At 58.6% G+C, this 20,408-nt stretch carries 20 protein-coding genes; all 20 read right to left on the bottom strand.

Translation table 11 applies throughout. From position 1 onward, the window contains the following. Nucleotides 1–24: 24 nt before the first annotated feature. The 20 genes from fliM to ACRESJ_RS00115 all read right to left on the bottom strand — a co-directional run bounded on the left by fliM (nt 25) and on the right by ACRESJ_RS00115 (nt 20,276). The gene (gene fliM, locus ACRESJ_RS00210; protein ID WP_431756068.1) at nt 25–993 is read right to left on the bottom strand and encodes a flagellar motor switch protein FliM; all 969 of its coding nucleotides are present in this window, start codon (nt 991–993) and stop codon (nt 25–27) included. A gap of 9 nt (nt 994–1,002) precedes the next feature. Continuing rightward, nucleotides 1,003–1,503, bottom strand: coding sequence for a flagellar basal body-associated protein FliL (gene fliL, locus ACRESJ_RS00205; RefSeq protein WP_431756067.1), 501 nt, complete (start codon nt 1,501–1,503; stop codon nt 1,003–1,005). Between the two features lie 212 nt (nt 1,504–1,715). Beyond that, on the bottom strand, nt 1,716–3,077 hold the full coding sequence (locus tag ACRESJ_RS00200) for a flagellar hook-length control protein FliK (protein ID WP_431756066.1): 1,362 nt from the start codon (nt 3,075–3,077) through the stop codon (nt 1,716–1,718). A gap of 83 nt (nt 3,078–3,160) precedes the next feature. After that, a complete protein-coding gene (locus ACRESJ_RS00195) occupies nt 3,161–3,529 on the bottom strand; it encodes an Hpt domain-containing protein (protein ID WP_431756065.1) in 369 nt (122 codons plus the stop codon). Nucleotides 3,530–3,559: 30 nt separating this feature from the next. After that, entirely contained in the window at nt 3,560–5,266 is a 1,707-nt protein-coding gene (locus ACRESJ_RS00190; protein WP_431756064.1) for an ATP-binding SpoIIE family protein phosphatase, read from the bottom strand. A gap of 5 nt (nt 5,267–5,271) precedes the next feature. Beyond that, nucleotides 5,272–5,571 (bottom strand): STAS domain-containing protein, encoded by a 300-nt coding sequence (locus ACRESJ_RS00185; protein WP_431756063.1) that lies wholly within the window; start codon nt 5,569–5,571, stop codon nt 5,272–5,274. Between the two features lie 179 nt (nt 5,572–5,750). Next, nucleotides 5,751–6,200: a flagellar export protein FliJ gene (fliJ, locus tag ACRESJ_RS00180; RefSeq protein ID WP_431756062.1), complete on the bottom strand. Its 450-nt coding sequence runs from the start codon at nt 6,198–6,200 to the stop codon at nt 5,751–5,753. Between the two features lie 6 nt (nt 6,201–6,206). Beyond that, nucleotides 6,207–7,565 (bottom strand): flagellar protein export ATPase FliI, encoded by a 1,359-nt coding sequence (gene fliI / locus ACRESJ_RS00175; RefSeq protein WP_431756061.1) that lies wholly within the window; start codon nt 7,563–7,565, stop codon nt 6,207–6,209. Continuing rightward, nucleotides 7,555–8,343, bottom strand: coding sequence for a flagellar assembly protein FliH (gene fliH / locus ACRESJ_RS00170; protein ID WP_431756060.1), 789 nt, complete (start codon nt 8,341–8,343; stop codon nt 7,555–7,557). Before fliH ends, fliI begins: the two co-directional genes overlap by 11 nt. 4 nt (nt 8,344–8,347) lie before the next feature. After that, entirely contained in the window at nt 8,348–9,367 is a 1,020-nt protein-coding gene (gene fliG, locus ACRESJ_RS00165; protein WP_431756059.1) for a flagellar motor switch protein FliG, read from the bottom strand. Then, the gene (gene fliF, locus ACRESJ_RS00160) at nt 9,360–11,147 is read right to left on the bottom strand and encodes a flagellar basal-body MS-ring/collar protein FliF (protein ID WP_431756058.1); all 1,788 of its coding nucleotides are present in this window, start codon (nt 11,145–11,147) and stop codon (nt 9,360–9,362) included. The genes fliG and fliF overlap by 8 nt, the downstream gene beginning before the upstream one ends. A 16-nt stretch (nt 11,148–11,163) precedes the next feature. Next, on the bottom strand, nt 11,164–11,493 hold the full coding sequence (gene fliE / locus ACRESJ_RS00155) for a flagellar hook-basal body complex protein FliE (RefSeq protein ID WP_431756057.1): 330 nt from the start codon (nt 11,491–11,493) through the stop codon (nt 11,164–11,166). 235 nt (nt 11,494–11,728) lie between these two features. Continuing rightward, on the bottom strand, nt 11,729–13,114 hold the full coding sequence (locus ACRESJ_RS00150) for a sigma-54-dependent transcriptional regulator (protein ID WP_431756056.1): 1,386 nt from the start codon (nt 13,112–13,114) through the stop codon (nt 11,729–11,731). Between the two features lie 5 nt (nt 13,115–13,119). Continuing rightward, nucleotides 13,120–14,343, bottom strand: a complete 1,224-nt coding sequence (locus tag ACRESJ_RS00145; RefSeq protein ID WP_431756055.1) for a sensor histidine kinase — start codon at nt 14,341–14,343, stop codon at nt 13,120–13,122. Between the two features lie 110 nt (nt 14,344–14,453). Further along, a complete protein-coding gene (locus ACRESJ_RS00140) occupies nt 14,454–15,929 on the bottom strand; it encodes a sigma-54 dependent transcriptional regulator (protein ID WP_431756054.1) in 1,476 nt (491 codons plus the stop codon). Nucleotides 15,930–16,101: 172 nt separating this feature from the next. Beyond that, complete coding sequence (fliT, locus tag ACRESJ_RS00135) at nt 16,102–16,398, bottom strand: flagellar protein FliT (protein WP_431756053.1); 297 nt, start codon at nt 16,396–16,398, stop codon at nt 16,102–16,104. A gap of 24 nt (nt 16,399–16,422) precedes the next feature. Next, nucleotides 16,423–16,812, bottom strand: a complete 390-nt coding sequence (gene fliS / locus ACRESJ_RS00130) for a flagellar export chaperone FliS (RefSeq protein WP_431756052.1) — start codon at nt 16,810–16,812, stop codon at nt 16,423–16,425. A gap of 144 nt (nt 16,813–16,956) precedes the next feature. After that, nucleotides 16,957–18,342 (bottom strand): flagellar filament capping protein FliD, encoded by a 1,386-nt coding sequence (gene fliD, locus ACRESJ_RS00125; protein ID WP_431756051.1) that lies wholly within the window; start codon nt 18,340–18,342, stop codon nt 16,957–16,959. 81 nt (nt 18,343–18,423) lie between these two features. Continuing rightward, nucleotides 18,424–18,774 carry a flagellar protein FlaG gene (locus tag ACRESJ_RS00120; protein ID WP_431756050.1) on the bottom strand — a complete coding sequence of 117 codons (351 nt, stop codon included), beginning with the start codon at nt 18,772–18,774 and terminating at the stop codon, nt 18,424–18,426. Nucleotides 18,775–18,848: 74 nt separating this feature from the next. After that, complete coding sequence (locus ACRESJ_RS00115; RefSeq protein WP_431756049.1) at nt 18,849–20,276, bottom strand: flagellin; 1,428 nt, start codon at nt 20,274–20,276, stop codon at nt 18,849–18,851. Between the last annotated feature and the right edge of the window lie 132 nt (nt 20,277–20,408).

Below are 20,408 nucleotides of genomic sequence, written 5' to 3'. Positions count from 1 at the left end.
AAAAACGTATGTGTGATGCGCCGTTCAACGGCGCTCGATCGGCTCGATAACCTGCAACGCCAGGTTGCCTTTGTGCGAGCCCATCTTGACCTTGAAGGCCGGCACGCCGTTGGCGCGCATGATCATGTCTTCCGGCATTTCCACCGGGATGATGTCCCCCGGCTGCATGTGCAGGATGTCGCGCAGTTTCAACTGACGACGGGCGACGGTCGCGCCGATCGGCACGTCGACATCCATGACGTCCTGGCGCAGGGCATTGACCCAGCGCTCGTCCTGGTCATCGAGGTCCGACTGGAAGCCGGCGTCGAGCATTTCGCGTACCGGTTCGATCATGGAGTAGGGCATGGTCACGTGCAGGTCGCCGCCACCGCCATCGAGTTCGATGTGGAAGGTCGACACCACAATGGCCTCGCTCGGGCCGACGATGTTGGCCATGGCCGGGTTCACTTCCGAGTTGATGTACTCGAAATTCACTTCCATGATCGCCTGCCAGGCTTCCTTCAAGTCGATGAAGGCCTGCTCCAGCACCATGCGCACCACGCGCAATTCGGTCGGGGTGAATTCACGCCCTTCGATCTTGGCGTGACGGCCGTCGCCACCGAAGAAGTTGTCCACCAGCTTGAACACCAGCTTGGCATCGAGGATGAACAGTGCGGTGCCGCGCAGCGGTTTGATCTTGACCAGGTTGAGACTGGTCGGCACGTACAGCGAGTGCACGTACTCGCCAAATTTCATCACCTGTACGCCACCCACCGCCACGTCCGCCGAGCGACGCAGCATGTTGAACATGCTGATACGCGTATAGCGGGCGAAACGCTCGTTGATCATTTCCAGGGTCGGCATGCGTCCACGGACGATGCGATCCTGGCTGGTCAGGTCGTAGCTTTTGACGCTGCCGGCCTCGGCAACGGTATCGGTCTGTACCAGACCATCATCCACGCCATGCAACAGCGCGTCGATTTCATCCTGGGACAGCAGGTCCTGCACGGCCATGTCGTGTTCCTACTGCAGTACGAAATTAGTGAAAAGCAACTGTTCGACGACCACTTTGCCGAGCTCTTTCTGCGCCACTTCCTGGACGCTGGCCGTCGCCTTCTGGCGCAACATTTCCTGGCCGACCGGCGATGCAAGCGTCGCGAAGTCCTGCCCGGAGAACAGCATGACCAGGTTATTGCGGATCACCGGCATGTGGACCTTGAGGGCGTCCAGATCAGCCTGGTTGCGGGCGAGCATGGAGATGCTGACCTGCATGTAGCGCTGACGGCCGTTCTGGTTGTAATTGGCCACAAACGCCGGCGCCATTGGCTCGAAAATCGCCGGCTGCTTGCCCAACGGGGCGGTTTTTACCACCGCGGCAGGCTTGCTCTGAGCGCTGTGCATGAAGTACCAGGTCGCCCCCACGGACAAGCCGATCGCCAGCAGCAGAGCCACCACGATCACAATGATCAACTTGAGTTTGCCTTTGGTTGCGGGGTCTTTTACTGCTGCGTCGCTCTTCGCCATGCCAATAATCCGTCGCTATTCGGGGTTTCACAGTCGCACGGCAAGGCAAGAGCAAGTGTTATGCCAGAAGTGTCGGAGCGAAGATGGGTGGTCCGAAACCACTGTGGGAGCTAGCCTGCTAGCGATAGGGCCTTCACATTCAAAGAAGATGTCGAATGTGCCGTCGTCATCGCTAGCAGGCTAGCTCCCACAGGGATTGGTGTTGCGGTCAATCAGGCGTAATAGTCGACTGCGCTGGAACCGATCACGCTTGTCACTGGCGCCGCGACTTCGGCGACGCCTGGAGCGATGTCATCATCCATCGAGTCGAGACGACCACCACCGGCATTGGTACGGCCACTCTGCGCCTGCTGATTCTGCCCTTGATCCTGGGAGCCACGGTTCTGGTCAGACACATTGACATCGACCTGCCCCATGCCCTGCTGCGCAAACATGTCCCGCAGACGATGAACCTGCCCGTCCAGCGCTTCTCGAACACCCGGATGGGCGCTCACGAACGTCACCTGGGTCTGCTGGTCGGGAACCATGTTCACTCGAATATCCAGGCGCCCCAATTCAGCCGGTTGCAACTGGATATCAGCCGCCTTGAGATTGGCGCTGGACAGGTACATGACCCGATTCACCACTTCTTCGGTCCAGCCATTCTGATGCATGGCGATCGGCTGATTGACCGGCACGGCATTGGCGGTTTTCGGCGTGGCAGCCTGGGTCAGCGCCGCCAGACGGTTGGCAAAATCATCGACCCGGGTATCGCTGCTGGCCGACTTCAGGTCCTTGAGACCGTCATCGATCAGGCCACTGAATGCCTTGTCGCCTCCCTGGCTGGTGCTGTCCTTGCTGGCCTGAGCATCGAGCATGGTGACCATGCCGGCGGCAAAGTTCTGCGCGGCGGTCTGCTCGCCATCGGCTTGAGCCTGGGCGGACGTCGGCGTGGCTTTGGACTGTGCCTGACTGGACGCGGAAACGTGCCCACTCTGCTCCATGGCCATGCGCAAGGCAGGCAACGCATCGAGAGGATCGGCTTCAGGGTCGAAATCGGTGTCTGCGGTAGCAGTGACTGCCCCGGCTGCAACCGTAATGGCAGCCGATTCGTCAACCAACGATTGAACGGCATCCACAACCGGCGGCATAACCGGTGCAGGTGCAGGTGCCGTGACGAGCGGTTGCGCTTCCTGCAACAAGGCAGGATCAAGCGCTGGATCAACAGGCGCGGCATCGACAACCGGTATTTGCGCGGCGTCTGACGCATCATCACTGACTGCCTGGTCGTCGGTCGCCGCCGGTTTTTCGGCGGGCAAGGTTTTGCCGCTATCGGCAACTGCTGGTTGCGCGGCGGCAGATTTGTCGTCGGCAACGTCCTTCTTGCCAGCCCCGTCCGCAGACTTGTCACGCACAGACTTGGTGACACCGTCATCAGCAGCCACAGGCTTGCCTGGAGCCTGCTTGGCATACACCTGGGCGAAGCTTGCGGCCTTGTTCCCGGGCTCAGCGGACAACGCCGTGGAATTGGCGGAGGCGGCTTGAGTCTTGGCCTGCGCGGCAGCCTGAAGAAGCGTGTTGGGGGTAACGGGCATTGAACGGTCTCCGCTGCACTGGGATCGTAGGTACAGTTGAGAAACTTGACTGCAAAGGTCGCGCCAGTTTTGTTAGATCGGGATCAATAAGGCCGGACGGAAGAGATGGCAGAGATCGAGCGCTGCCGCTCCTCCTCGTAGAGGGGGCGGATAAATGCGAACTCTCGAGCGATATCGGCGATCAGCGGCTCAAGGTCTGAAAGGTTGAACTCTTTTGTCCTTTGCTCCAGGTCATGACACAGGGCGGCGAGGCGAGTCGCCCCCATGTTGCCGCTGCTGCCCTTGAAGCTATGCGCCGCTTCAAGCAATTGCGTGGCATCGACAGCCACAGTCAACTGCCGCAACCGCTGCTCGGAATCAGCGAGGAAGGTATCGATCAAGGTCGAAAACTCATCCTCCATGACATCCCGCAACGCGCTAAGCACGTCGGGATCCAGATGTTTGTCAGCCACTTGCTCACTCCTTGATCAAGAATGCGCGGATTATGCCAGAGCCTCCCAGAAAAACTCCACGCGGGCACTTCGGCCGTCGTCGGACCAACTGGCGTTACGCCCCAACTGACGGATCAGACTGACCCCACGTCCCGACAAACGGACAGGATCAACGGGGCGATCGAGCACACGACCGACATCGAATCCTTTACCGCTGTCCTCGACGCGGATCACCAGGCACCCCCCCTCACCTTGCGGCGTAACCTGCAGATGCACCCGCACGTAGCCGTACTGCAACTGCTCCAGCCGCTCGTTGCGTTGCTGATAGTACCGGGTGAAGCCCGAGACATCGCGCTTGAGGCTTGAGTCCAGTCCGAGCACACCATGCTCCAGAGCATTGGAGTACAACTCGGCCAATACACTGTAAAGCGCCCCGCTTTGCGCCCGTAATCCATGAACCTCAAGCAGCAATTGCAAAAGATACGGCAGTGGATTGAAGCGCTTGAGCGTGGCGGCGCGAAACTCGAAGCTCACCGACCAGTCCAGCGGGCATGACTGGCCGCTATCGGAATAGACCGGCGCCGGGGGAGTCAGTTGCATCGGATCCAGCAGGCTGATTTCGACCATGCTGACATCGTCGCGTGCCTCGCCACCAAAGTCCTGCAGCGCCTGCTCGATTTCCGCGAACAACGCATCCAGCTCACGATTGGCCGCAAACACCTGTTGCAAGCGCTGCACGCCAAACAACTGATCGTTGGCATCGCAGGTATCGACGACCCCGTCAGACAGCAGGAAAACCCGATCCCCGACCGCCATCGGAAACACTTGCGTACGATCATCGAATGTCTGTGGGCTCAGCACGCCCAGGGGCAAATGCCTGGCCGTCATCGGCGTGCGCTCGCCGCTGGCGATGCTGTGCAGGTAGCCGTCCGGCATGCCACCGTTCCACACCTCCACCGAGCGGCGCTGGAAGCTCAGGCACAGCAGCGTGGCACAACAGAACATATCCACCGGCAGGATGCGCTTGAGCTTGGCGTTCATCTCCCGCAGGGTTTCCGACAAGCCATAACCCTTGGCCGTCATACCGTAGAAGACTTCGGCCAGGGGCATTGCACCAACGGCGGCGGGCAAACCGTGGCCGGTGAAATCACCGAGCAGTACATGCATGTCACCGGCCGGGGTGAATGCGGCCAGAAGCAGATCGCCGTTGAACAGCGCGTAGGGCGATTGCAGGTAGCGGATATTGGGCGCATTCAAGCAGCCGGAGTGGGCCACTTTGTCGAACACGGCCTTGGCCACCCGCTGTTCGTTGAGCAAATAATCATGGTGCCGGGCGATTTGGTCTCGCTGCTGCAAAACGGTGTCTTGCAATCGTCGCAAGCGGTCCATCGCCTTGATCTTGGCGGCAAGGATCACCTGGTTGTACGGTTTCGCCAGAAAATCGTCACCTCCCGCCTCCAGGCAGCGGGCCAGGGCTTCGCTCTCGGACAGCGAAGTGAGGAAGATGATCGGAACAAGTGTTTCCCCGGCCAACACCTTGATCTGACGGGCCGCTTCGAAGCCGTCCATCACCGGCATCATCGCGTCCATCAGGACCAGTTGCGGGCGTTGCTGGCGAAACGCCTCGACCGCTTCGGCTCCATTGGCCGCCGTCAGCACCTGATGCCCTTGGCGGCGGACGATGCTCGACAACAGCATGCGATCAGCCGCGCTGTCTTCGGCGATCAGGATCGTCAACGATTCGAGTGCAGGCTGCACGGCGTTCAACTGATTTTGAACAGCTTGTCGAAGTTGGAAATCGCGAGGATTTTTCGCACGTCGCAGCTGCTGTTGACGACGCGGATATCGGAATCTTCACCACCGGCATGGTCACGCAACAGCAGCAACATGCCCAGCGCAGAACTGTCGAGGTAGGTCGCTTCTTTCAAATCGACCACGACTTCGGCAAGGTCCTTGTTTTCGTAAGATTCACGAAATTCCTGATGCTTGGCGAAATCGAATCGCCCCTTGACCGAAATCGTCAGTTTTTGGCCATCAGGGGAAACTTCGGTAATGACTGACATTTCATGGCTTCCTTGTCATAGGTGAACCTTCTTGTACAAGGTTTAGCATTTGGTAGAGGTTGCGGCAAGGCGGGACATCAGGCTCAAAAGATCGCAGCCTTCGGCAGCTCCTACAGAAGCCGATTTACACACGCCCAATGTAGGAGCTGCCGCAGGCTGCGATCTTTTCACATCACACATCAATATTGATCCTGGCGCGGCAAACGCTGGGACAACTCATCCAGCAGCTTTTGCTCACGCTTGTCTTCCAGCGCCCGCGCCTCGTCCATGTAACGTTGAACCAGCTTGCGCAGGCCTTCAACCCGGGCGAACGCCTGTTGCCAGGTGTCCCGTGCCTTGTTCAGGTTGTTTTGATGCCAGGCCAGACTCTGGCGCTGTTGATCGATGGCCGTGCCCAATTGCGCGAGAAAGCCCTGATAGCCGAGCAACCATTGGCCCGTCACACCGCTGCTGCCGCGCACGATCCACTGTTCTTGATAGTCGAGACGAAAGGCTTCGAGGTCAGCCAGTTTGCTCTCTGCCAACCGCACTTGCCCTTGAAAATGCCCCAGGCGCTGGACAGCGGTTTTTTCGGCCTTTTCGGCCATTTCCACCACGGGGGCCAGGCGCCCTGCCCGAGTCTGGGCCATGACCAGTTAACCGCCCGCCGCGGGCGCGAAGATCGAGGCGAGATACGCTTCGCTTTCGCCCAGGCTGATGCTGTCGTTGAGGCCCTGACGCAGGTATTTGACCAGTTGCGGTTGCAGGGAAATCGCCAGGTCGGTCTCGCGGTCACCACCGGCGACATAGGCGCCAACGCTGATCAAATCCCGACTCTGCTGATAACGCGACCACAATTGCTTGAAGTACTGCGCACGGGTCATGTGCTCTGGCGACACTACGGCCGGCATGACCCGGCTGATGGAGGCCTCGATGTCGATGGCCGGGTAGTGACCTTCCTCGGCCAGTCGCCGGGACAGCACGATGTGCCCGTCGAGGACGCCTCGCGCGGAGTCGGCAATCGGATCCTGCTGGTCATCGCCTTCAGACAGCACGGTGTAGAACGCGGTGATCGACCCGCCGCCCTTTTCGGCATTACCGGCCCGCTCCACCAGTTTCGGCAGCTTGGCGAACACCGAAGGCGGATAACCCTTGGTGGCCGGTGGCTCACCAATGGCCAGGGCGATTTCCCGCTGGGCCTGGGCGAAACGGGTCAGTGAATCCATCAGCAACAGGACATTCTTGCCCTTGTCGCGGAAATATTCGGCGATACGCGTGCAGTACATGGCAGCGCGCAGACGCATCAGCGGCGCATCGTCCGCAGGCGACGCCACCACCACCGAACGCTTGAGCCCTTCTTCACCGAGAATGTGCTCGATGAACTCTTTAACTTCACGACCCCGCTCACCGATCAGCCCAACGACAATGATGTCGGCCTCGGTGAAGCGGGTCATCATGCCCAGCAGCACGGATTTACCGACACCGGTACCGGCGAACAGGCCGAGTCGCTGACCACGCCCGACCGTCAACATGCCGTTGATGCAGCGAATACCTACGTCGAGCGGTTCGCTAATGGGTTCACGCTTGAGCGGGTTGATGGTCGGGCCGTCCATCGGCACCCAGTCTTCGGCCTTCATCCCGCCCTTGCCATCAAGCGCGCGACCGGCGCCATCGAGCACCCGTCCAAGCATGCTCATGCCCATCGGCAAGCGACCGGAGTCGGACAGCGGCACCACTCGAGCGCCAGGCGCAATACCGGCAACGCTGCCCACTGGCATCAGAAAAACTTTGCTGCCGGAAAAGCCCATGACTTCGGCTTCGACCTGCACCGGGTGATAACTGTCGTCGTTGATGACCATGCAGCGGCTGCCCATGGCGGCGCGCAAGCCTTCGGCTTCGAGGGTCAGGCCGACCATGCGCAGCAGGCGACCTTCCAGGATCGGCGCGCCTTCCAGTTGCGTGGCCTGGGCATAGCTGCCCAGGCGCTTGGCAAAACTGGTGCGTTCAAGGCGCATCGGGAATGTCCGCAGCTGTCGGTTTGCTGTCGATCGACAAATCCAGGCTCACGTCCGGCGCAGCCGGGTGCAAGGCCTGTTCGTGAAGTTGATCGAACAGCTTGTCCATGACCCGTGCAACACGGGTTTCGACAGTGGCATCAATACGGCTGTGCTCTGTCTCGACCCGGCAACCGCCGGGCAACAGTGCCTCATCCTCGACGATGCGCCAGGTTTCTTCATGGCGCTCGCGCAGGGCTTTGACCTGTGCGAAATCCTGTGGATTGACGTACAGCCGCACGTTGTTCACGCCCAATGGCAAGAGCTTGAGGGCTTCACGCATGACGTGTTCAATCTGCGTCGAGTCGATGGCCAGTTCGCGCTGAATCACTTGTTTGGTGATGTGCTGCACGAGATCGACCAGCGACTTTTCAATCAGAGTGTCCTGTTCAGCGATGGGCTCGAACAGGTGCGCCATGATTCGCTCCAGCCCTGCGATCTTGGCAGCCAGCGCCACTTCGGCTTCCTGGCGAACCTTGAGCGTGGTGCTGTGGAACCCCTCTTTCTCACCCACTGCAAAGCCTTCGTTGTAGGCTTCCTGGCGAATGCTTTCGAGCTCTTCGAGGGTCAGTGGCTGGACTTCTTCCAGCGGCACTTCTTCGATTGCCGGGGGTTCGGGCTCAGGCTCCGGCTCAGGCTCGGGTGCAGGCGGATCGAAGCTTGGCAGTGCCCAGGTATCGAAACCACTGACATCCCTGGCCCGGATCAGGTCAGTGGGTGATTCATCATGCTTGGCCATGGCGTTAGATCATTTCCTCGCCGCCCTTGCCACCGAGCACGATTTCTCCGGCTTCGGCCATACGACGGGCGATGGTGAGGATTTCCTTCTGCGCGGTTTCCACGTCGCTGACGCGCACCGGACCTTTGGCTTCCAGGTCGTCGCGCAACAGTTCGGCCGCACGCTTGGACATGTTCTTGAAGATCTTTTCCTTGACGCCTTCGTCCGAGCCTTTGAGGGCCAGCACCAGCACGTCGGAAGACACTTCGCGCAGCAACGCCTGGATACCGCGATCGTCGACATCGGCCAGGTTGTTGAACACAAACATGAGGTCTTCGATCTGACCGGACAGGTCTTCGTCGACTTCGCGGATCGAGTCCATGAGCTGGCCTTCGATCGAGCTGTCGAGGAAGTTCATGATGTCCGCCGCACGCTTGATACCGCCCAAGGTGGTACGCGAAGCGTTCGAGTTGCCGGAGAACTGCTTCTCCAGAATCTGGTTGAGTTCTTTCAATGCTGCAGGCTGCACGGTGTTCAGCGAGGAAACCCGCAGGATGATGTCCAGGCGCACCTTGTGGTCGAAGTTGCCGAGCACTTCACCGGCCTGATCCGGATCGAGATACGCCACCACGATCGCCTGGATCTGCGGGTGCTCGAAACGGATCACGTCGGCGACGGCGCGCGGTTCCATCCACTTCAGGCTGTCCAAGCCACTGGTGTTGCCACCCAGCAGGATGCGGTCGATCAGGCCGTTGGCCTTGTCTTCGCCCAGTGCCTGAGTGAGCATTTTGCGCACGTAGTCATCGGAGCCGACGCCGAGGCTGGTCTGGTCGCCGACGATGTCGACGAACTCACTCATCACCTGTTCGACCTGCTCGCGGTGCACATTACCCATCTGCGCCATGGCCACGCCCACACGCTGGACCTCTTTGGGTCCCATGTGGCGCAGCACCTGGGCGGCGTCGGTAGAGCCAAGGGACAGCAGCAGGATCGCGGCTTTGTCGACCTTGGTCAGCTTGGCGGCAACGGCTCGGTTATCACTCATCTGCGTTAATCCACTCTTTCACGACCTGGGCCACTCGGCCCGGGTCTTCTGCCACCAGACTCTTGATTGCGTTCAACTGTGCGTCATAGCCTTCGCTCGGGCTTGGCAACAGGATACTGGTCGGACCGCCCAGGCTGACGCGGTCGTTACCCAGTTCGCCATCCAGGCCGCCCATGCCACCCAACTCGACGTCGCTGCCAATACCGGCCAGTTGTTTTTCCTTGCCGCCACCGGTGATGTTGTTGAGCACAGGACGCAGCACACCGAACACCAGCACCAGAATGAACAACACACCCAGCACTTGCTTGACGATGTCCCAGAACCACGGCTGGGAATAGAACGGAATGTCGGCAATCACTTCGCCGCGATCAGCGGAGAACGGCATGTTGATCACGCTGACGCTGTCACCGCGGCTGGCATCGAAACCAACGGCGTCCTGCACCAGACGGGTGAAACGCGCCAATTCGTCAGCGGTCCACGGCGTGCGGGTGGATTCACCATTGGCCGGGTTGATCTTGACCTGATCATCGACCACCACCGACACCGACAGACGACTCAAACGGCCTTGCTGCTGTTTGGTATGGCTGATGGAACGGTCGAGTTCGAAGTTCTTCGTAGACTGTTGACGCTTGTCTGCCGGGTACGGCGCGAGCATCGGCTGACCAGTGGCCGGGTCCATGATTTGCTGGCCATTGGCGTCGATCAGCGGCTGACCTGGCTGCACCATACCGGCAGCCGGAGCGGCACCCGCAGTGGATTGCGGCGCGGAGGCCGGCGATGGGGGCTGGTTGCTCAGCGCACCCGGCACACCTTGCGGGCCGTTGCTGGCGGTTCGTTGTTCATTGACCGACTGCTCACTGCGCAGTGCTGGTTGATCCGGGTTGAACTGCTCGGAAGTCGATTCGACGGCACTGAAATCAACGTCGGCCGACACTTCAGCTTTATAGCGATCGTTACCCAGTACCGGCTGCAGGATGTTGTGCACACGCTGGGTGAGCATGCTTTCCATGCGACGGCTGTAATCGAATTGCTTGCCGGCCATGGTCAGTTCGGAGTTTTCCGCCTGATCCGAAAGCAGGTTGCCCTTCTGGTCGACCACGGTGATCTGCGACTTGCTCAGTTCAGGAACACTGGTCGCCACCAGATTGATGATGGCCACCACCTGGCCTGGCTCCAGCGAGCGACCGGAATAGAGCTCCACCAACACCGAAGCACTCGGTTTGCGTTCGTCACGCACGAACACCGAGCTCTTCGGAATCGCGAGGTGCACGCGAGCGCCCTTGACGTTGTTCAGGCTGGAAATGGTCCGCGCCAGTTCGCCTTCCAGGCCACGACGGTAACGGGTGGCTTCCATGAACTGGCTGGTGCCCAGCCCTTGCTCTTTGTCGAGGATCTCAAAACCGATGTTGCCGTCGCTGGGAGTGACACCAGCGCCCGCCAGCTTGAGTCGGGCACGTGACAAATCATCGGCCTTGACCAGCAAGGCACCGGAGTTGGGTTCGACGGTATAAGGAATATCAGCGGCGGCCAGGGTGTCCATCACCTGTTTGGCATCCATACCCGCAAGGCTGCCGTACAGCGGACGATAGTCCGGCTGCTGGGACCACAACACCACGGCAAAACCAATCGCCACGCTCGCAGCCAGGCCGACCAGCAGGCCCACCTGACGCAGCATGGTCATCTCGGAGAGGTTTTCCAGGAAGGACAACCCGAACAGCGGCGGCTTGCCGTCTACGGGAGTGGCCTTGGCCGGAACATTATCGGCGACTGCTTCTGCCATGACTCAATCTCGTCCTTTAAACAGGCATCTGCATGATGTCTTGATAAGCCTGAACCAACTTGTTACGCACCTGGGTCAGCGCCTGGAAAGATACGCTGGCCTTCTGTGAGGAAATCATCACGTCCGTCAGGTCGACGCCGCTCTTGCCGATCTCGAAGGCACTGGCCAACTGAGTGGAAGCCTGCTGGGTGTCGTTCACTTTATTGACGGCCTGACCGAGCATGTCGGAAAAGCTGCTACCGTTCAGTTCAGGGACGGCGGCAGTCGATTTCTGCGCAGACATGGCATCCATTTGCATGGCGCGCATGTCCAGCATCAACCGATTAAATTCAATACCTTGGCTCATGGTCTACTCTCTTGGGCGGCCCGCAATTTTTTGACGCTCACTCGGCGGATGAACTGGTGTTAGCAACAAGGGTGCCAGCTCTGAAAAAATTCCCCGATCCGAACACAACCTCGCCCCCGTGTAGGAGCGAGCTTGCTCGCGAAAAACGCAAGAGCACCGCTAGGCATCAGGCAACCCACGTTATCGTTGACGTTTTTCGCGAGCGAGCTCGCCCCTACAGGGGCCGGGTGCGTGATTATGTGGCGAATAGATAGGCTTCCACGTCCATTCCCGCATCACGCATCTGCGCCAGCTTGTAGCGCAGGGTGCGCGGGCTGATGCCCAGGCGCTCGGCGGCCTCTTTGCGGCGGCCGCGCTCGGTGCGCAAGGTGTCGATGATCATCTGGAACTCACGCCGACGCAGGTCATCACCCAGCGCCCCGGCAGATTCGGCGTCGACTTCCACAACCCTCACAGGCGCTGGCGCCAATGCCGGCAACGGCGCACAAGCAATTGGCCCGGCCAGACAGAAATCCTGGGGCTCAATCATGCCACCTTGCTGCAGGATCAATGCGCGCTGAATCGCGTTATCCAGTTCGCGCACATTACCCGGCCACGGATACTCGATCAGGCACGCTTGCGCCTCGGGCGAGAGCCGCGCCGCCGCGTGCTTCATTTTATTGACGTGTTTGGCCAGCAAGCGCTCGGCGAGCGGCAGGATATCCGCGGTGCGCTCGCGCAACGGTCGCCAGGCCAGTGGAAACACCGACAGGCGATAGTAGAGATCTTCACGGAAACGCCCCGCCGCCACCTCCCCGGCCAGATCCCGGTTGGTGGTCGCGACCACGCGAATGTCCAGCAGGATCGGCTTGCGCGCCCCCACCCGCTCAACTTCGCGCTCTTGCAGCACTCGCAGCAACTTAGCTTGCAGACTCAGGGGCATTTCGGAAATTTCGTCGAGCAGGATGGTCCCGCCATCGGCCTGCTCGAACTTGCCGGCCTGCGCAGCAATGGCACCGGTGAACGAGCCTTTTTCGTGACCAAAAAGCGTGGCTTCGAGCATGTTGTCCGGAATCGCCGCACAGTTGATCGCAATGAACGGCTGACTGGCACGATGGGAATGCTGGTGAATGTAGCGCGCCAGCACCTCTTTGCCCGTACCGGACTCACCCGAGATCAGCACCGTGGAATCACTGCGCGCCACCCGTGCAGCCAGCTCCAATAATTGGGCACTGGCCGGCTCGAAAGCGACCGGCCCTTCACTGTCGGCGGTGCCAAGATTGCCCAGCGCATGCCGCGCCACCAAATCAAGCAGCGCTTTTGGCTCGAACGGCTTGACCAGGTAGTCCGCCGCGCCCTGACGCATTGCATCGACCGCGCGCTCCACGGCACCGTGGGCAGTCATCAGCAACACGGGCAGATGCGGCTGGCGCGCACGCAGCAGGCCAAGCAACTGATGACCATCCATGCCCGGCATATTGACGTCACTGAGCACCAGATTGAATGCCTGGGTCTCGACCGCGATCAAGGCCTCTTCCGCCGAACCTACAGCGCTATACGCATGCCCGGCCAGCAGCAGGGTATCGGCCAGCGCTTCACGTAGGGCGCGGTCATCCTCCACCAGAAGAACCTTGATCCCCATGACCTTCACTCCTCTCCCTGAGCGCTGCTTTTTTCACTGACAAAAAGCGGCAGGATCACCTGCGCGCACGTGCCGCGACCGATTCGCGAGCGCAGTTGCAATTCTCCCTGATGAGCACGTGCAACCGCCTTGACCACGGTCAGGCCGAGCCCGGTTCCGGTGGTCTTGGTGGTGAAAAATGGCTCTCCCAGACGCGCCAGCACAGCCTCGTCGATACCGCTGCCGCTATCGCTGACGCACACGCGCAAATGGTTATCCCGGGTATACAGATGGATCTTCAAACGCACATCACCGGCACTGGCCTGAATGGCGTTTTCGATAAGGTTAAGAATCGCCCCGACCAGCGTGTCGCGATTGCACAGCAGGTCGCCGACATGGCTGTCGCACTGCCAACGAATCGGCAAATCCTGCACATGGGTCAGCGCCGCCGCCTGCAGCGACTGCATCAATTGACTGGGGGATACGCGGTCGGTCAACGGCAACTCGCCGCGAGCGAACACCAACATGTCGCGCACCTGATGCTCCAGCTCATGCAAGCGCTCCTTGAGCCGCCCGGCGAACCGTTGCTGGGTAGCAACCGGCAACTCTTGCTCGGTTAAATGACTGGCATAAAGCAGTGCAGCGGAGAGCGGCGTACGAATCTGATGGGCCAACGACGCAACCATGCGACCCAGGGAAGACAGGCGCTCGTGACGAGCCAGTTGATCCTGCAGATGACGGGTTTCAGTCAGGTCGTTGAGCAGCACCAACTGACCGGGCTCGGCATCCAGCGAACGCGTGGCGATCGACAACCGCCGACCATCCTTGAGCGAGACTTCATGACCATCGTCTTCACGGGGCGCGAAGCAGCGGGCAATAACATGACGCCACAACTCGCCTTCGAGCGGCAGGCCAAGCAGCTCGCAGGCCGCTGGATTGGCTTCGCGCACGATACCCAAGGCATCGATGACGATAACGCCACCGGGCAACAGATCGAGGAGGTTTTGCAGACGGTTGGCCAGGCGTTCTTTTTCTGCCAGTTCCTGCATGCGCTGAGCACTGACCACAGCGAGCTCACCCTTGAGCTCGGTCACCCGTGCTTCAAGCATGCTGTAGGAATCAGTCAATTGGCTCGACATCTGATTGAACAGCGAAAAAGCCTGCTCGAGGCCAAGCCGGCTTGCCTGTTCTACGGACGATGTTTGCCCCAGGGTTTCAGGGGCATGAGACATCTGGGCGGCTTGGGGCATCGTGCTCTCTCGCTTGACTGACCGTCATTGAAACGGAACGTTGCGAGGGATGTAGCAATACCCGTGCCTAAAAAAAACCGCTTATATATGAATGACTTGAAAAACAGGCGTCAATCATCCGCCTGTTCATCTCCATCACGACGACTCATGCCGTATTTGCGCATCTTCTCCACCAAGGTGGTGCGTCGGATACGCAGGCGTTCGGCAGCACGGGCCACAATGCCATTGGCATCATCGAGCGCCTGCTGAATCAGGCCCTGCTCCAGGCCACCGAGGTAGTCCTTCAAATCCAGGCCTTCCGGCGGCAGCAAGGCATTGACGGTGAAGTCCGGGGTATGGCCATTGATCGCCACCCGCTCTTCGAGATCGCTGCGCAGGCTGTCGACCATTTGCTCGTCTTCGTCGTCGACGTAGCGGAATTTCTTCGGCAATTCGACCACACCGATCACACCGTACGGGTGCATGATCGCCATGCGCTCCACCAGGTTCGCCAGTTCGCGGACGTTGCCCGGCCAACCGTGACGGCACAGCGACATGATGGCTGCGGAGTTGAAACGGATAGAACCGCGCTTCTCGTGCTCCATGCGCGAGATCAGCTCGTTCATCAAAAGGGGGATATCTTCGACACGCTCACGCAGCGGCGCCATCTCGATCGGGAACACGTTCAGGCGGTAGTACAAGTCTTCGCGGAAGGTGCCGATCTCGATCATGCTTTCGAGGTTCTTGTGGGTCGCCGCAATGATGCGCACATCGACGCTCTGGGTCTTGTTGCTGCCCACGCGCTCGAAGGTACGCTCCTGCAGCACACGCAGCAGTTTGACCTGCATCGGCAATGGCATGTCGCCGATTTCATCGAGGAACAGAGTGCCGCCGTTGGCCAGTTCAAAACGCCCCGCACGGCTGGTGATTGCACCGGTAAAGGCGCCCTTCTCATGACCGAACAGTTCGCTTTCCAGCAACTCGGCGGGAATCGCGCCGCAGTTGACCGGCACGAACGGCGCCTCACGGCGCTTGGAGTGGTAATGCAGGTTACGCGCGACCACTTCCTTGCCGGTGCCGGACTCACCGAGGATCAGCACGCTGGCATCGGTGTCGGCCACTTGCTGCATCATCTGACGGACGTGCTGAATCGCCCGGCTGGTGCCGACAAGACTACGGAAAAGATTGGGTTCGCGATGACGGCCACGCTCGCGGGCCTGGTCGTACATCTCGCGATAGACCTGGGCGCGGTGCAACGAATCGAGCAACTTGCTGTAGCTGGGCGGCATTTCCAGGGTGGAAAGTACCCGGCGACGCTGGTCTTCCGGCAAGTCACTGGAAGAATTATCGCCCATTAACAAAACTGGAAGGAACTCATCCCATGTTGAGAGTGTCTTTAACAAGCCCAGAAGCGCACCCGGAGCATTGACCGTCCCGATGAGGACACAGATCACTTCCCGACTAGAAGACAAAGAGCCGACAGCCTGCTGCCAATCGTGGCTACCGCAGGGTAAATTTTCTTCACCGAGAAAATTTAAAATCACCGCCAGGTCGCGGCGACGGACGCTATCGTCATCAATCAGCAGAATTTTGGTTTCACGCCACATGCAATAGCAACTTCCCTAGTCAACACCATGCCCAAAATACTGGGGCAAGCTAAACGCTTGCAGGCCTGATACGCCTGAAGACGACTGAAATCTGGAACCCGCCACTAGTTAAGTCAAAAAACCGTGCACAGTCAAATTTATGGCGCACTTGTTTGGTTTAACCGGGGGTTAACTAACCGAACAGATGGTAAACCTTTGATGCTTTTTGTGCTTGGTTGATCTGCGACATCTCGTCGACTATCGCTTGGCGCTCACCCATTGTTGCGGTCAGCAAATCTTTATAAACGGCCAGCAGCCCTTCCAGATTCGTCCGTAGCGCTTCTTCGTCGATCGGTGCCTCACTGAGCACTTCGTCGACGCATTCACGACAGGTCGTATCCAGTTCGCCAATGGCATCCCAGTTGCGCGCCGCCAGGGCGTCAACCAGGGCTTCACGGGTTTCTTCAATTCGCCGCAACGCTTGACTCATGACGTCATCCTCAGACCCGCAGGCCTATTGATTGGCAATGGCATCCCAGCCGCTTTTCAGGGTTTCCAGCAAACCGGATACTTCGTCGATGATCGCCACGTTGTTATCGCGATTGGCTTCCATCAGACGCGTCATCATGTAGGCATACAAGTTGTCGAGCTGCTGCAGCGAGGCCGGATCTTCGGTCTTCTCCGGGTTCAAGCCATCGCGCAGACCGATGATGATGTCCACGGCCTTGCCCATCATCAACCCCTTGAGCGCGGTGTCGCCCCGCTCCATCGCTCCTTTGGCCTGAGCCATGCGATCGAGCCCGCCCTCCATCAGCATCTGCACCAGGCGATGGGGGTTGGCTTCAGAGATCTGGGCATGGGAATTGACCTTCTGGTATTGGCGAAGGGCTCTCATGGGGTTCATGTTTCTACCTCGTGAAAATGGGCTGCTCTGATCTTTATGTCGACTGCTCGACACATAACTTTAACGTAGACCCTCAACCAACGAAAAAGCCCAGGCGCTGTCATGACAGTCTGCCTGGGCTTTTTATGTCTGAGCCTGATCCGATCAGCTGTCTTTCGGATTGTTCAGCGCATTGAGCGTGGTCATGATGCTGTCGCTCTGGGCGCGCAACTTGGCGACCAGAGAGTCCATCGCTGTGTACTTGGCGCTCAGGCTGGTTTGCAAGCTGGTCATCCGCGCGTCGAGAGCATCCTGCTGTTTCTTCAGGTCGGCCAGGCTGTCGCTCAGACTGGCCGAACGTGCAGCAAATACGCCAGTGGTTTTCTGCGCGAAAGTGTCCGTCGCGGACTTCATGCGTGAGAGCAAACCGGAATCACCGGAAAAGATCCCATTGATATCAGCACCATTGGTCAATGCTGCAGCACTGAACACTTTGTCATTGATCGACAGCAAGCCGGTCTTCTGATCGGTCTGGACACCGAATTGAGTCAGGGACTTCATCTGGCCAGTACCACCCATGGCGTTCAACTCGGTACGCACAGACGACATCAACGAACGCAGAGAGGCATCGCCCGTGAGGGCGCCTGCCGTCAACGAACCATCGGCATTGGTGGTGACCTGAGTCTCTGCGCTGGCAGCCTTGATCAGCGCGTTGTAGGTATCCACAAACCCCTTGAGCGCCGATTTCAGCGCCGTGGTATCGGCTGACACGGAGATCGTGGCCGGCGTTGCCGCCCCGCCACCGGACGGAGTCGGAGAAACACCCGTCAGCTTGACGGTAATGCCACTCACTGCGTCAGCAATGGTGTTGTTCTTGGACTCCATCACCACACCGTCAACAGTGTATTTGGCGTTTTGCGGTGTGGCGAGTATCGAGGTACCAGTTTGCAAACCCGTGTTACCCGCCAGGGTCAGCTCCGAGCCGACACCAGTGGTGCTAGAGGTTAGCACCATACGAGAGCCATTCGCGTCGGTCAGGATGTTGGCACTTAAGCCCTGATTGGCGTACTGAGAGTTGATCGAATCACGGACCTGCTGCAACGTCGCTCCGACAGGAACGCTGACGTCAAAAGTATTAGAGCCCTGCTTGATACTTAAAGTGGACGGCACCGAACCGGAGTTGACGACCGAAGATGCACCATCAGAGAAAACCTTGGTAGAAATTTTCGACGCCGTTGCCAGCTGAGTAACCAACAGCGAAAAATTCCCTGCCGCCGCACCAGCCCCAATGGTCACAGAGGCGACTTTTTCGTCAGAAGACGAACCACTCAGACCGCTGAAGCTTGACGTAGTTTTCATGTTATCCATCGCGCCACGGAAGGCATCCAGCGCCGCCTGGATTTTGCCGATAGACGACAGCGAGGTGGTTGCTTTAAGCGTCTGGTTGTTGATCTGCGTCTGTTTCGGTGCTCTCTCGGAGTCAACCAAAGACTGCACAATCTTCTGGGTATCAATGTTCGAACCGATACCGCTAACCGATGTACCCGCCATCCTCTATCTCCTTGTTCAGTGGCTGCTGCTTTCTTGACGAAATGCGCCTCGAGCGCAGACAGCAACAAAATTCATGCCAGATCAGACTTTGTCGTCAAACAACAAACTACTGGCGTCCGACAGGCTCCGGGCCAGCTTCAGTGCAGCTTCCGACGGGATCTGACGAATCACGAGCCCCGTTTCGGTGGCGATGACCTTGACCACGACGCGGCCAGTGGAATCATCAATTGAAAAATCCAGATTGCGCTGGGCAGCCTGGACGAATTCCTGAATATCACTCACAGCCTTTTTCAGTTCGTCACGCTTAGGCTCGGAACCCGATGCCGAAACGGCTTCAACTTTGGGCTGATCTTTTTTGTCTGCAACCACTGGCGTTGCACTTTGCGGGGCAACGGCGGGATAAGACAGGTTCAACTTGACGCTCATGTCCATGCTAAATCTCCTCGTCGCTCAAAAGACAAAAGGGCACGTAAACGCGCCCTTCCGTCATTCATCAAACTGTGGAATTAACCCAGCAGTTTCAGCACAGCCGATGGCAGCTGGTTAGCCTGGGACAGGATCGCGGTGGAAGCCTGTTGCAGGGTTTGCTGCTTGGTCAGCTGAGCGGTTTCAGCAGCGAAGTCAACGTCCTGGATCACACCACGAGCTGCGGTGGAGTTGTCCGAGATGCTGCGCAGGTTAGCTACGGTGCTGTCGAAACGGTTTTGTACCGCACCGAGGTCAGCACGCTGGGAGTCAATGTTACTGATCGCCTTGGTGATCACGTCAATTGCGTTCTGAGCGTTGGCAGCAGTAGTCACGTTGGTATTTGAAACACTTACCAAGCCGGAGCTCTTAGATGTACCACCGAACATGTCGCTCAAGGTGCCAGCAGCGGCCTCGGTCATCGAATAACTGGAGGTAGAGTTCAAGGAGACCGCGCCAGTAGCAATAACACCAGTCGCAACGTTGGCAGCAGTACCGAGAGTGCCAGAAGCGTCTTTGGTCGCTACTTTAAGGTCAGTCGCTGCGCCGCCCAAGGTGACGTTATTGAAACTGACGTTTTCACCAGTGTCAGACTTCACCGACAGAGTATTTGCCTTGGCATCAAAGTTCACACTGATACCCAGTTTTGCAGCACCCGACTTCAGTTGATCGGCCATATCGGTGAGACTGGTCACACCCACTAGATTGAGTGTCGCACCACCCACCGTCACGTCGAGTTTCGAGGCCGTGATTGTAGCCGCAGCAGTAGTGAACGTAACCTCAGTGCTCGCGGTGGCAGACAAACCACCTACAGCGCCATCCAAAGCGGCGGCGATGGTTTTGGCCGAGTCTTTCGCGACGGTTACTACGTTAACCGATTGGCCGCTGCCGTTTACAGTGATGGTACCGCCAGCGACACCAGCGCCCGGGGTAATACCGCCACTTTTCAATTGTTGCGAACCAATTTTGCTGGCAGATACATCGCCCAGAGTCATGTTGATAGTTTGGTTCGAGTTAGCACCCACTTGGAAAGCGGTGGTACCGAAAGAACCATCAAGCAGATTGCGACCACCGAAAGTAGTGGTAGTAGCGATACGGGTCAGTTCGGAAGTCAGAGCAGCGTATTCAGCGTCGTTCGACTTACGGTCTTCAGCGCTTGGCGAGCCGTTTGCGGAAGCCAGGGCCAGGGTACGCATTTTTTGCAGAATGTTGGTGGATTCCTGCATCGCGCCTTCAGCAGTTTGCGCGATGGAGATACCGTCACCGGCGTTCTTGATGGCGGTGCCCAGGCCGTTGATCTGGCTGGTCAAACGGTTGGAAATCTGCAGGCCAGCGGCGTCGTCTTTAGCGCTGTTGATGCGCAGGCCGGAGGACAGGCGCTGCATCGAAGTCTGCAGGTTGCCGGAAGCTTTGTTCAGGTTGTTCTGAACGGTCAAGGAAGCAAGGTTGGTGTTTACTGTTAAAGCCATGACGAAATCCTCGTTGGATGGATACTTCGGCTTCCGGCCCTGACATCCGTCGGGTTTGGCCTAGAGAACCTACGTAATAGTTATCGTCGTGATAGGACTTTGCTTGAGCGGTTTTTTTGATTTTTTTAGTGG

The organism is Pseudomonas sp. (assembly GCF_050739655.1).
GTDB lineage: Bacteria > Pseudomonadota > Gammaproteobacteria > Pseudomonadales > Pseudomonadaceae > Aquipseudomonas.
This window is presented reverse-complemented; position numbering and strand designations above follow the sequence as displayed.